Here is a 14068-nt window from a genome sequence, read left to right as displayed (position 1 = left end):
ATGTATACATCGAAAGAACTAGAATTGCTCGAGCTGCTCGAAGAGAAAGGCTACCTCGAGACGAAACTGTTGGCGAACTTGCTCGCGACCGACGAGGAAACCGTTGAGGCGATGCTCGAGAAGTTCAAGGCGGACGGCATCTTGCTCGGCTTCCGGGCGATGGTCAACTGGCAAAAAATCAATCGCCACGATGTCACGGCGTTCATCGACGTCAAAGTCACTCCGAAACGGGGTCGTGGTTTCGATGAGGTCGCGGAACGCATTTATCGCTTCCCGGAAGTGACGGCACTCTATTTGATGTCAGGGGCTTACGACCTGCAAGTCGTCATTCGGGCGAACTCGCTTCAAGACGTCGCGTCGTTCGTTTCGGACAAATTGTCACCGCTTGACTCGGTGGTCTCGACGACGACGCACTTCAAATTGAAGACGTATAAGCATGATGGCATTTTATTCACCCCACAAGTCGAAGACAAACGGTTGAATATTACGCCATGAAGTCACTATCCCAACAAGTCGTCTCAATGAAGCCGTCCGGCATTCGCCGATTCTTCGATTTAGCGCAAACGATGGAAAACGTCGTCTCTCTCGGGGTGGGAGAGCCGGATTTCATCACGCCGTGGAACGTGCGCGAGGCGAGTTATGCGGCGCTCGAGCAAGGCTACACGGCCTATAGCGCGAACGCCGGTCTCCTCGAGTTACGTCAAGAAATCGCTGGTTACATGGCGGACCGGTTCGGGGCGACATATGACCCGGCGACGGAACTGATCGTCACGACGGGCGCGTCGCAGGCGCTCGATATCGCCTTCCGGGCTCTCCTCAACCCGGGTGACGAGGTCATCGTCGTTGAACCGGCTTTCGTCTCGTACGGGCCGCTCATCGAGCTCGCCGGCGGGACGGTCGTCCCGGTCGCCTGTCGTCCGGAGAACGGGTTCCGTCTGAACCGGGAAGACGTCGAAGCGGCGATCACGGAGCGCACGAAAGTGATGCTCCTCTGCTTCCCGTCAAACCCGACCGGAGCGACGATGACGGGTGAAGAACTCACCGAGATCGCGGAACTCGCGACGAAACATGACCTTTGGGTCGTAAGTGATGAAATTTATGCCGAACTGTCATATGACGAGCCGTTCACAAGCTTTGCGACGCTTCATGATATGCGCGAGCGGACGATCGTCGTCAACGGGTTCTCGAAGGCGTTCGCGATGACAGGCTGGCGGCTCGGGTTCACATGTGCGCCGGAAGTCGTGACACGGGAGATGCTCAAAGTTCATCAGTACGGCATGATGTGTGCCCCGACGCTCGTTCAGTTCGGCGGTCTCGAGGCACTGAAGAGCCGTGACCAGCATGTACCGAAGATGGTGAAGAGCTATCGGCAGCGCCGTAACTACTTCATCCAGGCCCTCAATGACGCCGGGTTACCGACGCACGTACCGGGTGGGGCGTTCTACGCCTTCCCATCGATTCGCCACACCGGATTGACGAGCGAAGAGTTCGCCGAGCGTCTCTTGCTCGAGGAACGGGTCGCGGTCGTGCCGGGCAACGCCTTCGGCGCGAGCGGTGAAGGCTTTGTCCGGGCTAGTTACGCGACGTCGGTCGAACAATTACAAGAAGCGATTCGTCGCATCGATCGGTTCATGAAACAGTTCGAAGTGACGACGACAGTGACAGACTCTCAGCGATGAGGGTCTGTTTTACGTTTTAGTGGTATAATAGATGGGAAAAGACGAGCGAGGTGAGGTCATTGGAACGAGTGGATTTTGTAGCAATCGGATGTGGCCCGTACAATCTCGGCTTGATGGCGCTCAGCGAATCGACCAAATTGACGGGTATATGTTTTGAAGAGCGGGCCGACTTCAATTGGCATGAAGGAATGTTGCTCGAAGCGGCGACGATGCAGACGCATTATTTATATGACCTTGTGACGCTCGCCGACCCGACGAGCCGGCACAGCTATTTGAACTACTTGAAGCAGGTTGGCCGGCTGCAGACGTTCATCGTCCAGGAAAGTCCGACGATTCCCCGGACAGAGTTCAATCGCTATTTGCAGGCGATCGTTGCCTCGCTCGACACATTCAAGTTCTCGCACCGGGTCGTCGACGTCCGTCCGGCACAGGACGGCTTCCTCGTCACGGTCGCGACGCCTAAAGGCGAAGAGACGCTATCGACGCGACACGTCGTCATCGGGACGGGGGCAGAACCGCTCATCCCAGAGGCGTTTCAAGACGTCGTCCATACGAGTTCGTATCGAATGGAGCGGGAACGATTGCTTGAAAAGGCCCGCATCGTCGTCATCGGCAGCGGGCAGAGCGCGGCGGAGGTGTATCTCGATTTATTGAGTCGATCCGATAAAACGCGGCAACAAATCGATTGGGTGACGCGCTCGGACGTGTTCGAGTCGCTCGAGAGCGGCAAACTCGGGGAAGAGATCTTCAGCTTGTCGTATGTCGAGTATTTCAATCGATTACCGTACGCGGAACGTGAGCAACTTGGGAAGTCGTTCGAACGATTCCGCAATGGCGTCAACCCAGAGACGCTCCGTGCCATCTATGGGGCGTTATATCATCGGACGGCGGACGGGACGGACCAAGCGACGAACTTGTGTACCCAAATTGAAATCGAGCGCGTATCGCACTCATCGAGCTATATGGTCGAAGGGACTCAGCAGCATAGCGGTGAATCGTTCACGAACGAATATGATGCGGTCGTGGCGGCGACCGGGTATCGACCGCGGATTCCGGAGTGGGTCGAACGATTTGACATCGAATGGGAAGCGGAACGACTATGGCGCGTCAACAACCGCTATCAAATCGCGACGGAGACTCGGTTGACCGGCAGTCTGTTCACCCATACGAACTTGGAACATTCGCACGGGCCGGCGGCAACGAATTTAGGGATGGCCGTGTATCGGAACGCGATTATGTTGAATGAAATGGTAGGGGAGACGGTGTTTGAGGTGGCCGCACAGCGACCATTTACAAGCTTTTGAACAAAAAAAGGGCTAGGCGTTAACCTAGCGGAATCAGGGGGGAATACTTGAAGTCTTGCTTGATTTGTATTTACCCGACCCGTCGACTTTGAAACACGAAAATAATCCCAAATAATCTTTTTTACTAATTTGTACACTTTATCGAAAAAAGTATGTTATAGTAAGTTGATGAATTTAGCATAGGAGTGTTTGTAATGGCAAAATACGAAAAAGATCAAGTTTTAAAAGGTAAAGTAACAGGAATCCAACCTTTCGGTGCATTCGTCGCACTCGACGACGAGACTCAAGGTCTTGTCCACATCTCTGAAATCTCACACGACTACGTGAAAGACGTGAACGAGTACGTTCAAGTCGGTCAAGAAGTTGAAGTGAAAATTCTTGATGTTGATGAAGCATCTAAGAAAATCAAGCTTTCAATGAAAGCGACACAAGAAGCTCCAAAACGCGAGAAGTCGGCTAAGCCAGCTCGTCGTGGCATACCACGCCGCAACGAAGCTTCAAACTTCAAGCAAGAAGAAGCTCCAGGATTCACTGTCCTCAAGGACAAGCTCGAAGACTGGATCAAAAACACGAACTTCAAGAAGTAAGTGATTGAGACGACCTGCCATGTGCAGGTCGTCTTTTTTTTTGTACAGGAAATGTCCCGCTCGTTCACGAACAGTACAGAAAAGGAGTGAGGACCATGAGGATCGGAATCATCGGTACGGGTGGGATTGCCAAGACTGCCCATATCCCGCAATACATCGCGGCAGGGGCTGACGTCGTCGCCGTCATGAATCGGACCCGTGAGCGCGGGGAAGCGGTGGCTGAACAGTTTGGAATCGAACGGGTGTACGAGACGGTCGAAGAGATGCTCGTCACAGAACAACTCGATGCGGTCAGTGTATGTACGCCGAACGCGCTCCACAAAGCGCAAGTCATCGCCGCACTCGAGGCAGGATGCCACGTCCTCTGTGAGAAGCCGCCGGCCATCTCGGCCCGTGAGGCGAACGAGATGCTAGCAGCGGCCTGGAAGGCAGAGCGGACGCTGCATTACGGATTCCATTACCGGCACCGGTCGGACACACAACTATTGAAACGGATGATCGATGCCGGGGAACTCGGTCACGTCTATGCGGCGACGGCCCTTGCCCTGCGGCGTCGTGGCATCCCGGGATGGGGCGTGTTCACGGATAAGGAACTGCAAGGAGGCGGTGCACTGCTCGATATCGGGGTACATATGCTCGACCTCGCCTTGTATTTGATGGATTATCCGAAGCCGGTCGATGTCATCGGTCACGTCGGTCAATACCTCGGCACACGGCCTGGTGTCGGGCTGATGGGTGATTGGGACGCGGAGGCATTCTCGGTCGAAGACACGGCCCGGGCGATGGTCACGTTCGACAACGGAGCATCTTTGTTTTTAGACGCGAGTTTCATGGCCAATGTCGACGCGGCGGACACGATGCGGGTCGAACTGCGTGGGACGAACGGTGGCGCATCGCTCTTTCCACTCCAACTCCATACGGAAGAGCATGGCGCCTTATTCGATAAATCACCGGCCCATCTGACGCTCGAAGATCCGTACGCCAGTCAGATTCGCACGTTCCTCGAGGCGTGCCGGCACGAGCCATCGTACGAGCAAGCGGAACAGGCGGTGACGCTCCATACGATCATTGACCGCATCTACGCTCAGGCCTGATTGCTTTTCAATCATAAAAAACAGGGTATATAGTGTAGGTGCTACATATTTTCGAAGGAGGATGAAACATGCACAACTTTGAATACAAGAACCCGACGAAACTTATTTTCGGGACACATCAGATTGAAAAACTCGCGAGCGAGTTGAAGGCGCTTGACGCCAAGAAAGTGATGCTCGTCTATGGAGGCGGGAGCATCAAGAAGAACGGCACGTACGATGAAGTCGTGGCGGAACTGAACAATGCCTCGATCGATTTCGTCGACTTCTCAGGCGTCGAACCGAACCCGCGCATCGAGACGGTACGTCGTGCCGTCAAACAAGCGCGTGAAGAAAACATCGACGCATTGCTCGCAGTCGGCGGCGGCTCGGTCATCGATTGCACGAAACTCATCTCGGCGGCCATCCCGTATGAAGGCGACGCTTGGGACATCGTGCTCCGTGACCACATCCCGACGGAAGCGATCCCGTTCGGTACGGTGCTCACGCTCGCGGCGACCGGTTCTGAGATGAACTCAGGTTCGGTCATCACGAACTGGGAGACACAAGAGAAGTACGGCTGGGGTCACCCGCTCGTCTATCCGACGTTCTCGATCCTCGACCCACGTTACACGGTATCAGTGCCAAAAGACCAAACGATTTACGGCATCGTCGACATGATGAGCCACTGTTTCGAGCAGTACTTCCACCCGAACCATGCGCCGGTTCAAGAGCGGATGACGGAAGGCGTGTTGAAAGCGGTCGTCGAATCGGCACCGAAACTCGTCGACGATTTAGAAAATGTCGACTTGCGCGCCATCATCTTGTTCTCAGGTACGATCGCCTTGAACGGTGTGCTCCAAATGGGTGCCTCGGGCGACTGGGCATCGCACAACATCGAACATGCGGTCTCGGCTGTCCATGACATCCCGCATGCAGGGGGACTCGCGATCCTGTTCCCGCGCTGGATGGAACATGTACTCGATGAAGACAATGCAGCACGTTTCGCACGCTTAGGCACAGAAGTGTTCAACGTCGAACCGGCTGACACGGATTTGGAAACGGCGAAGCGTACGATTGCAGCCGTTCGTGCCTTCTTCGATGAGCTCGGCGCGCCAAACTCGCTCCGTGACTATGACATCGACGAGTCGACGTTCGACGCCATCTTGGATTCGGCGATGAAACGCGGGGCGTTCGGTCGCTTCCGCACACTCGAACGAGAAGACGTGGCTGCCATTCTTGAACTGAGTAAATAAGGCGATTTCATGCCTATTTCGCAATAATGATTGAACGAATCCGACGTTTCCGTTTATGATGGGTCATGTATGGCTCTTTAATGAGCGAATTAAAGGAGGAAATGACATGTCAACTGTACGTTTCGATTATTCAAACGCCCTGTCTTTCGTCGGGGAACATGAAGTCGATCAATTGCAAGAAACCGTGAAAGCAATGCATTCGGTCATCCATGACCGCAGCGGGGCAGGTAGCGATTTCCTTGGGTGGGTCGACCTCCCAACAAACTACGATACGGATGAGTTTGCCCGCATCAAAGCGGCCGCGGAACGAATCCGTGAGAACTCGGACGTCCTCGTCGTCGTCGGGATCGGTGGATCATACCTCGGCGCACGCGCGGCCATCGAGATGCTTCAACATTCATTCTTCAACGTATTGTCAAAAGAAGAGCGCAACGCGCCACAAGTCTTCTTCGCCGGTCACAACATCTCGTCTACTTATTTGACGGAGTTGCTCCAGGTGCTCGAAGGCAAAGACGTCTCGGTCAACGTCATCTCGAAATCGGGAACGACGACAGAGCCGGCGATCGCGTTCCGTGTCTTGAAACAATTCATGGAAGAAAAGTATGGTCAAGACGGTGCTCGTGAGCGCATTTATGCGACGACAGACCGTGCCCGTGGCGCCTTGAAGACGCTTGCGGATGCGGAAGGCTACGAAACGTTCGTCATCCCGGATGACGTCGGAGGCCGCTTCTCGGTCCTCACACCGGTCGGACTCCTTCCGATCGCTGCGGCAGGCATCGACATCGATGCCCTCATGGAAGGTGCACGCGACGCACAAAACGCCTATTCGTCACCAGAGCTCTCTGAGAACGAGGCGTACCAATATGCGGTCGTCCGTAACGCCTTGTATGCGAAAGGCAAGTCGATCGAGTTGCTCGTCAACTACGAACCGGCCTTGCACTACGTGTCGGAGTGGTGGAAACAGCTTTACGGCGAATCAGAAGGAAAAGACAACAAAGGGATTTTCCCGGCGGCTGTCGACTTCTCAACCGACCTCCACTCGATGGGACAATACATCCAAGAAGGTCGTCGTGACTTGTTCGAGACGGTCATCCGTGTCACGAACGTCCGTCACGCGATGAACGTGCCAGAAGACGCGCAAGACCTCGACGGCTTGAACTTCCTCGCTGGCGAAACGATCCAATTCGTGAACGACAAAGCGGCTGAAGGAACATTTCTTGCCCACACGGACGGAGAAGTACCGAACCTCGTTGTCGAATTGCCAGAGATGACGCCGTACCACCTCGGTTACTTGTTCTACTTCTTCGAGAAGGCATGCGCGATGAGCGGATACATTCTCGGGGTGAACCCGTTCAACCAACCGGGCGTCGAAGCGTATAAAGCGAACATGTTCGCGTTGCTTGGAAAACCAGGTTACGAAGAACAAAAAGCTGAGCTTGAAAAGCGCTTGAACCAATAATTTTGAGTAGGTCCGCTCCGGCGGGCCTATTTTTTTGTTTGAAACTGGGGGAAGACAAGGTAAAGTGAGAGTAGACAGGGGAAAGAAAGGGATGGACTATGTTGACATTCACGGACTACTATCACAATAAAGTCGAGTTGAGCTTTGCGCACTATCCATTTTCAGATACGCCGCTCCACGTCTGGGTCGTCGCCCGCTACGAGAATCAATGGGTGCTGACGAAGCATAAGCAGCGCGGGCTCGAGTTCCCGGGTGGAAAAGTCGAACCTGGCGAACATGAGGACGATGCCGCGATTCGGGAAGTGTATGAAGAGACGGGTGGTGTCGTGAAGACGCTGCACTATCTCGGACAATACCGCGTGCTTGGGCGCGGGGACACGGTCATCAAAAATATTTACTTCGCCGAGATCGAGCGCTTCGATGACCATCCGGCCGTCGATGAGACCGACGGCGCCGTGCTCATGAAAGAACTGCCAACGAATCTGCTCCGGAACAACCGGTACAGTTTCATGATGAAAGACCGGGTGCTCCCGGAAACGATGAAGGTGTTACATGAAAAACGAATGGTTTGACCGGATTGAGGTCCTCCCTCCATATGCCGGTTATGCGGTCCACCGTGGCTGGTACGCGACACGCGATGGTGAGGATGTCGTCGCCTATACGATCACGCCGACGCGACCGAACGGGCACGTCCTGTTTTATTTGCGCGGCGGAACAGGACGCATCGGGGACGTGCGCTTGCCCCGGTTGATGCAGTTCGCGGCTAAAGGCTTCCACGTCGTGGCGCCTGTTTACCGTGGTAACCATGGGGGGAGCGGGAAAGAAGACTTCGGCGGGGCCGATTTAGAGGATGTCTTGTCTCTTTATGATCGCGTCCATCGAACGGATACGCTCATTCATGCCCTTGGCTTCTCGCGCGGGGGCATGATGGCGTTGTCGCTCGCTGCGGAGCGGCCGCTCACGTCCGTGACGTCGTGGGCGGGTGTCACCAATTTGGAATGGACGTACGAAGAGCAACGCTCGATGCGGAAAATGCTCCGCCGTATGACCGGGGGTGACCCGGAAGCGGCTCGTGAGGCGTACGTGGAGCGTTCACCCCTCTACAAGGACTGGGAGGCCCCGACGTTATTGATTCACGGGACAGACGACGAGCAAGTGCGGCTCCGCCATGCGACAGCCGTGGCCGAACGGATGGGGGAGCGGGCCGAACTTTGGATCGTCCCGTTCGCTCATCAACTCCCGTTTTGGGAAAAGTGGAAGACGACCGATGAGGCGATGGACTGGATGTTAGCCGTCGCACCAAAAAATGACTAGCGCCTGTTTTAGGCGCTAGTCATTTTTTATTACACGATGATTGGGCCGGCCGCGACGACCGCCTCACTCGCTTTCGTGAATCGTTTGAAGTTGTCTTGGAACTTACGGGCGAGCGCTGCCGCCTCGGTGTCGTAGCGGGCCCCGTCTTTCCATGTGCCCCGTGGGTTGAGCACGTCGTCTGGCACCCCGTCGATGTGGCGTGGAATCTCGACGTTGAAGATGTCATGGCGCGTCGTCTCGACGTCACGGAGTTTCCCGTTGACGGCCGCGTTCACCATCGCCCGTGTATAGGCAAGCTTCATCCGCGATCCTTCGCCGTAAACTCCGCCGGTCCAACCGGTATTGACGAGATAGACGTCGACGTCATGTTTCTCGATCAACGTGCCGAGCATGTCGGCGTAGCGTTCCGGTGCGAGCGGCAAGAACGGTGACCCGAAACATGTCGAGAAGGTCGCCTGCGGCTCCGTCACGCCGCGCTCCGTGCCGGCTAGCTTCGACGTATAGCCTGACAAGAAGTGATACATCGCCTGCTCCTTCGTCAATTTGCTGATTGGAGGCAGGACGCCGTACGCGTCGGCCGTCAAGAAGACGATCGTGTTCGGATGCCCGGCTCGTGACGGAAGCATCGCGTTATCGATAAATTGAATCGGGTAGGCGGCCCGTGTGTTCTCAGTGAGTGAGATGTTCTTGTAGTCTGGTGCCCGTTCCTCGTCCAAGACGACGTTCTCAATCAACGAGCCAAATCGAATGGCATCGTAGATTTGAGGTTCGTTCTCACGCGACAAGTTGATCGTCTTCGCGTAGCAACCGCCTTCAATGTTGAAGACGCCGTCAGGAGACCAACCATGCTCGTCGTCCCCGATTAAATGACGTTCTGTGTCGGCCGATAGCGTCGTCTTTCCGGTACCCGATAGCCCGAAGAAGAGAGCCGTCTCGCCGGCGTCCGATACGTTCGCCGAGCAATGCATCGATAAGACGTGCTGTTCCGGTAACAGGAAGTTCATGACTGAAAAAATCGATTTTTTAATTTCGCCGCCGTATTCTGTTCCCCCGATCAGAATGGTCCGTTTGGCGAATGAGACGAGAATGAACGTTTCGGAGTTCGTCCCGTCGACTTCCGGATCGGCCTTATAGCTCGGTGCATAGATGACCGTGAACGGATCAAAGGCACCTTGTGTCGGCCATTCGCGCAAGAACAACTGTTTCGCGAACAAGTTGTGCCACGCGTATTCTGTGATGGCCCGCACTGGAAGCGTATAATGCTCGTCAGCCCCGGCAGACGCCTCGAGATAGTAGAGCTTGTCTTTCGTCTCGAGATGCGTGAGAACTTTATCGAGCAGTGCCGTGAACTTCTCTTCTGCGATCGGTTGGTTGACCGGACCCCAGTTTACTAAATGATTGCTGACTTCATCTTGCACGACGAATTTGTCTTTCGGTGACCGTCCTGTGAATTTACCTGTACTGACCGATAAAGCCCCGTCTTTCGTCAGTACGCCTTCCCCGTTGCGAATGGCTTCTTCCACCAATTCTGGAACCGTTAAGTTCCGCATCATGTCGGCACCTTTAATTAATTCTTCGATTTTCAGGAGCGTTGTCGCCATCCTGAATCCCACCTTTCCCCTAAATAGATGTGGATGAAATCCGCATACTTCCGTGTTTTATTAGTATGACGTTTTTATTATATGTGACATACTAATCAAAAACAAGCCTTTTTTACTCTTTAAAGTAAGCGCTTTCTTACACTGTCATTCTAACATATTCTGTACCAGGTCATAGTACAAAATCGAAAACCGACAAAAAAATGTTTGATATTTCACAAACATAACTATTGCGAGTTCGTGAAAAGTTTTACGAATTCAGTCGATACGCTTGACAGAACGGGGTGTCATTTATATGATGGTCTTCGTAACGGATACTCTTATTCTGAGCGGTGGAGGGAACAAGGCCCTACGAAGCCCAGCAACCGTCCGATTTGTCATTGTTATTCGGAAAAGGTGCTATCCTGAAGCGAAGCGCAAGCTTCGAACGATAAGAGGGTAAGGAAGAACGATTCAACCTTTCCCATTGAACATGGCGAAAGGTTTTTTTCATTACCGTCCCAAAGCAACGCGTAAGGGGAACGAGTACCGTCCACACATCACCCTTATTATAGGAGGTTTTTCGAAATGGCAAACTTGAACCGTCGACTTTTCACTTCGGAGTCCGTCACGGAAGGACATCCGGATAAAATTTGTGACCAAATCTCAGATGCGATTTTGGATGCGATTTTAGCTGAAGATCCAAACGCCCGCGTTGCGGCTGAGACATCTGTCACGACAGGTCTCGTGCTCGTAGCAGGTGAGATCACAACATCAACTTACGTGGATATCCCGAAAGTTGTTCGTGAAACAGTTCGTGAGATCGGCTACACACGTGCAAAATATGGTTTTGATGCAGAGACTTGTGCTGTCCTCACATCGATTGATGAGCAATCGGTAGACATCGCCCAAGGTGTCGACCAAGCGCTTGAAGCTCGTGAAGGACAAATGACTGAAGAAGAAATCGATGCGATCGGCGCTGGTGACCAAGGTCTCATGTTCGGTTACGCAACAAAAGAGACACCAGAACTCATGCCGCTCCCGATTTCACTCGCGCACAAATTGTCACGTCGTTTGGCAGAAGTTCGTAAGAACGGCACGCTCGCTTACCTTCGTCCTGATGGTAAGACACAAGTGACGGTCGAATACGACGAAGCGAACAACCCAGTTCGCATCGACACAATCGTCATCTCGACGCAACACGCCGAAGACATCACACTCGAACAAATCCAAGCTGATTTGAAAGAGCACGTCATCGACGCGGTCATCCCGTCTGAACTTATCGACGCGGATACAAAATACTTCATCAACCCAACTGGCCGTTTCGTCATCGGTGGACCACAAGGGGATGCAGGCCTTACAGGACGTAAAATCATCGTCGATACGTACGGTGGTTACGCTCGCCACGGCGGCGGCGCGTTCTCAGGTAAAGATCCAACCAAAGTTGACCGCTCAGCGGCGTACGCAGCTCGTTACGTAGCGAAAAACCTCGTTGCAGCGGGACTTGCTGACAAAGCAGAAGTTCAACTTGCTTACGCGATCGGCGTTGCCCACCCGGTATCGATCGCAGTCGACACGTTCGGCACAGGCAAATTGAGCGAGACTGAGCTCGTCGAACTCGTTCGCGAGAACTTCGACCTCCGCCCGGCCGGCATCATCAAGATGCTCGACCTTCGCCGTCCAATCTACAAGCAGACAGCAGCTTACGGCCACTTCGGTCGTACAGACGTTGAACTCCCATGGGAGCAAACGGATAAAGCGGCAGTGCTTGAAGAAGGCGCGAAACGCTTCGCATAAGACAGTAAAAACGACCTTTCGCTGAGAAAGGTCGTTTTTTCTTGTTAAGATTGGTTTTTATCCTGCTTAGATGTATCATCGTTAGAAGAATCGTTAGAAGAAGAATCAGATGACGTTTCTTGGCCTAGCGCGGTGTCTTTTGCCTCGACCACTTTCTCGCCAATCGATTGTAAGTCTGATTTTGCTTCCATAGCGGTGCCGGCAACTTGCGTTAAGTCTTGTTTCACCGTATCCACTTCTCCAGCGACTTTTTCATAGACATTTTGAACGTCGGTGGCCACCTCTTGGATAATACCAGAAGCCGACTTCACTTGGTCGATTACTTGTGATGCTTTTCCACTTGGATCTTTGGCGACTTCACTTACTAACCCACCGACAGACGATTTGGCGGTAGAGAGGGATTGTTTCGTATTTTGACGATTCGATGAACTCAGGAGAGCAAGAGCACCTCCAACTACAGCCCCTAAAAGAATCCCTTTCATCAATGTGATGCGGGGGCCATTTGACTCTTCAGAGTCAAATTGGCGATTCGGATGATTGGCTTGCTCTGCTTGTGGATCATGTTGTAATTTTGGTTCCATAATAACACTCCTTTTTTGTAAGTTGGCATTGATACTCTTATACCCTAGTCAAAATGGAAAATAACGTCTTCTTTCATTTCGACATCAAAAAGTAATGAGCGGGCAGGATATTTTTTTGCTGATGGGGAATGATACTACTAGATTGGCCAAAAGGGGGATGCCGTTATGAAGATCAGGGAAGCCGTACCAGAAGATGCCGCCACCATCCGCGATATTGCGCTCGCAACGGTCAGTGAACAAGACGAGGTTCGTTCAAAAGTAATGGAACGGGCTTATCAGCAAGAAGAGATCGTCCGCGCCATCAGTTCAAGCGAGGAAGCGAAAGAGCAGTTGTTCATTGTCGGTGAAGCCGAAGGCGACGTCATCGGGTTCTATCATGCGATCGACCGCGGGGATACGTGGGAAGTGCTCCGGCTCTATCTTCATCCGACCCATCACCGACAAGGTCTCGGAACGGCCTTATTGTCTCATCTGCGCGAACTTAAAGTTCAACCGATCGAACTGTACGTCGAGAGTTCGAACGAGCAGGCGATCGCCTTTTTGAACCATGAGGCGTTCATCGAATTGAATCGGATACAAGAGGAAGTGTACGACCAACCGATGGAACTGATTCATTTGCGCTATGACCCGAGCTAAGACCCTAGACGGATTTTCTGACAAACATCAGTCTCGGCTGATGTTTTTTGTTAGTATAAAAACATGGACATAATAAAATGAGGTGACAGTATGACATACGAAGAAGAATCACGAAAAGGGGTTATCGTGATCGTCTATCCGCTCCAGTTCACGTCACGCTTGAGCGAGGCGTTTTTAGGACGGTTACGTGACGAATATGAAGTTCTCGTCGTGACCGGACAGACGGTTGGCTTGACGGCGGAAGACCATAAGCTGTTAATCAAGAACACGCTACGCGAGGCGAGCCAGTACAAACTGCCGATTCACGTCATCGCCTTCAGTCTCGGGGCATTGTTAACGAACCGATTGCTCCAGGAATACGATGTGCCGCTCGGCAGTTTGACGTATATCTCACCCTTGTTCGATTGGCATCCGTCCCGCCAAATCGGCGGATTGAAACAAGTCGTCGCGAGTGCGGTCGACCGTTTCCGTCCGGATTTGCCGCTCGGCATGATGACGTTCATGGGTGCAGGCGAAGAGTCGTCCCGCTTCGGTGAGATCACGTACGGGCAATACCGGGAAATCGAGGAAGAGATCGTCGAGCATCAAGAAGAGAAGAAACATTTGCCGCGCCTTCCACTCGCTTGCTTCTATGCGCCGGACGACCGCTTCGCCGATGTGAAACTGACGCTCAACGTCTGTCGAAAAATTGGCGGCGATCAAGTGTACATTCGCCGGCTCGAAGGCTTCCCGCATTTCGGCTATGAACGACTGAACACGAAGTTCGCGGAGACGCTCATCACCTTTTATGAATTGATTCGAGAATGAC

At 53.2% G+C, this 14068-nt stretch carries 14 protein-coding genes and 1 riboswitch; of the genes, 12 read left to right on the top strand and 2 right to left on the bottom strand.

Annotation, left to right across the window (positions count from 1 at the left end; translation table 11 throughout):
- The 9 genes from KNP06_RS10600 (at nucleotide 1) to KNP06_RS10560 (ending at nucleotide 8669) form a co-directional block, all read left to right on the top strand.
- The gene (locus KNP06_RS10600; protein WP_214711820.1) at nucleotides 1–495 is read left to right on the top strand and encodes an Lrp/AsnC family transcriptional regulator; all 495 of its coding nucleotides are present in this window, start codon (nucleotides 1–3) and stop codon (nucleotides 493–495) included.
- On the top strand, nucleotides 492–1679 hold the full coding sequence (locus tag KNP06_RS10595) for an aminotransferase (protein ID WP_214711818.1): 1188 nt from the start codon (nucleotides 492–494) through the stop codon (nucleotides 1677–1679). The genes KNP06_RS10600 and KNP06_RS10595 overlap by 4 nt, the downstream gene beginning before the upstream one ends.
- 68 nt (nucleotides 1680–1747) lie before the next feature.
- Complete coding sequence (locus KNP06_RS10590; RefSeq protein ID WP_353048609.1) at nucleotides 1748–2983, top strand: lysine N(6)-hydroxylase/L-ornithine N(5)-oxygenase family protein; 1236 nt, start codon at nucleotides 1748–1750, stop codon at nucleotides 2981–2983.
- Nucleotides 2984–3177: 194 nt separating this feature from the next.
- On the top strand, nucleotides 3178–3570 hold the full coding sequence (gene yugI / locus KNP06_RS10585) for a S1 domain-containing post-transcriptional regulator GSP13 (protein WP_214788845.1): 393 nt from the start codon (nucleotides 3178–3180) through the stop codon (nucleotides 3568–3570).
- Between the two features lie 95 nt (nucleotides 3571–3665).
- Nucleotides 3666–4664 (top strand): Gfo/Idh/MocA family protein, encoded by a 999-nt coding sequence (locus KNP06_RS10580; RefSeq protein ID WP_214788842.1) that lies wholly within the window; start codon nucleotides 3666–3668, stop codon nucleotides 4662–4664.
- A 68-nt stretch (nucleotides 4665–4732) separates the two neighbouring features.
- Complete coding sequence (locus tag KNP06_RS10575; protein ID WP_214706507.1) at nucleotides 4733–5896, top strand: iron-containing alcohol dehydrogenase; 1164 nt, start codon at nucleotides 4733–4735, stop codon at nucleotides 5894–5896.
- Between the two features lie 106 nt (nucleotides 5897–6002).
- Nucleotides 6003–7355, top strand: a complete 1353-nt coding sequence (locus KNP06_RS10570; protein ID WP_214788839.1) for a glucose-6-phosphate isomerase — start codon at nucleotides 6003–6005, stop codon at nucleotides 7353–7355.
- A gap of 98 nt (nucleotides 7356–7453) precedes the next feature.
- The gene (gene ytkD / locus KNP06_RS10565) at nucleotides 7454–7927 is read left to right on the top strand and encodes an RNA deprotection pyrophosphohydrolase (RefSeq protein ID WP_034778327.1); all 474 of its coding nucleotides are present in this window, start codon (nucleotides 7454–7456) and stop codon (nucleotides 7925–7927) included.
- Complete coding sequence (locus tag KNP06_RS10560; protein WP_214788836.1) at nucleotides 7908–8669, top strand: alpha/beta hydrolase family protein; 762 nt, start codon at nucleotides 7908–7910, stop codon at nucleotides 8667–8669. Before ytkD ends, KNP06_RS10560 begins: the two co-directional genes overlap by 20 nt.
- Nucleotides 8670–8698: 29 nt before the next feature.
- Here KNP06_RS10560 and pckA read toward each other — a convergent pair whose 3' ends face one another.
- On the bottom strand, nucleotides 8699–10270 hold the full coding sequence (gene pckA, locus KNP06_RS10555; protein WP_214788833.1) for a phosphoenolpyruvate carboxykinase (ATP): 1572 nt from the start codon (nucleotides 10268–10270) through the stop codon (nucleotides 8699–8701).
- A gap of 314 nt (nucleotides 10271–10584) precedes the next feature.
- A riboswitch (SAM riboswitch) is annotated at nucleotides 10585–10704 on the top strand.
- A 130-nt stretch (nucleotides 10705–10834) separates the two neighbouring features.
- On the opposite strand from pckA, the gene metK reads away from it, so the two are divergent.
- Complete coding sequence (metK, locus tag KNP06_RS10550) at nucleotides 10835–12043, top strand: methionine adenosyltransferase (RefSeq protein WP_138859148.1); 1209 nt, start codon at nucleotides 10835–10837, stop codon at nucleotides 12041–12043.
- A 44-nt stretch (nucleotides 12044–12087) separates the two neighbouring features.
- On the opposite strand, the gene KNP06_RS10545 is transcribed toward metK, so the two are convergent.
- Nucleotides 12088–12624: a hypothetical protein gene (locus KNP06_RS10545; RefSeq protein ID WP_214788830.1), complete on the bottom strand. Its 537-nt coding sequence runs from the start codon at nucleotides 12622–12624 to the stop codon at nucleotides 12088–12090.
- 165 nt (nucleotides 12625–12789) lie between these two features.
- Between KNP06_RS10545 and KNP06_RS10540 the strand changes: the two genes are divergently transcribed.
- A complete protein-coding gene (locus tag KNP06_RS10540; RefSeq protein WP_214788829.1) occupies nucleotides 12790–13260 on the top strand; it encodes a GNAT family N-acetyltransferase in 471 nt (156 codons plus the stop codon).
- A gap of 90 nt (nucleotides 13261–13350) precedes the next feature.
- Nucleotides 13351–14067, top strand: a complete 717-nt coding sequence (locus tag KNP06_RS10535; protein WP_034778316.1) for an alpha/beta fold hydrolase — start codon at nucleotides 13351–13353, stop codon at nucleotides 14065–14067.
- The last annotated feature ends 1 nt before the right edge of the window (nucleotide 14068 follow it).

Source organism: Exiguobacterium sp. s21, assembly GCF_018617975.1.
Classification (GTDB): domain Bacteria; phylum Bacillota; class Bacilli; order Exiguobacteriales; family Exiguobacteriaceae; genus Exiguobacterium; species Exiguobacterium mexicanum_A.
This window is presented reverse-complemented; position numbering and strand designations above follow the sequence as displayed.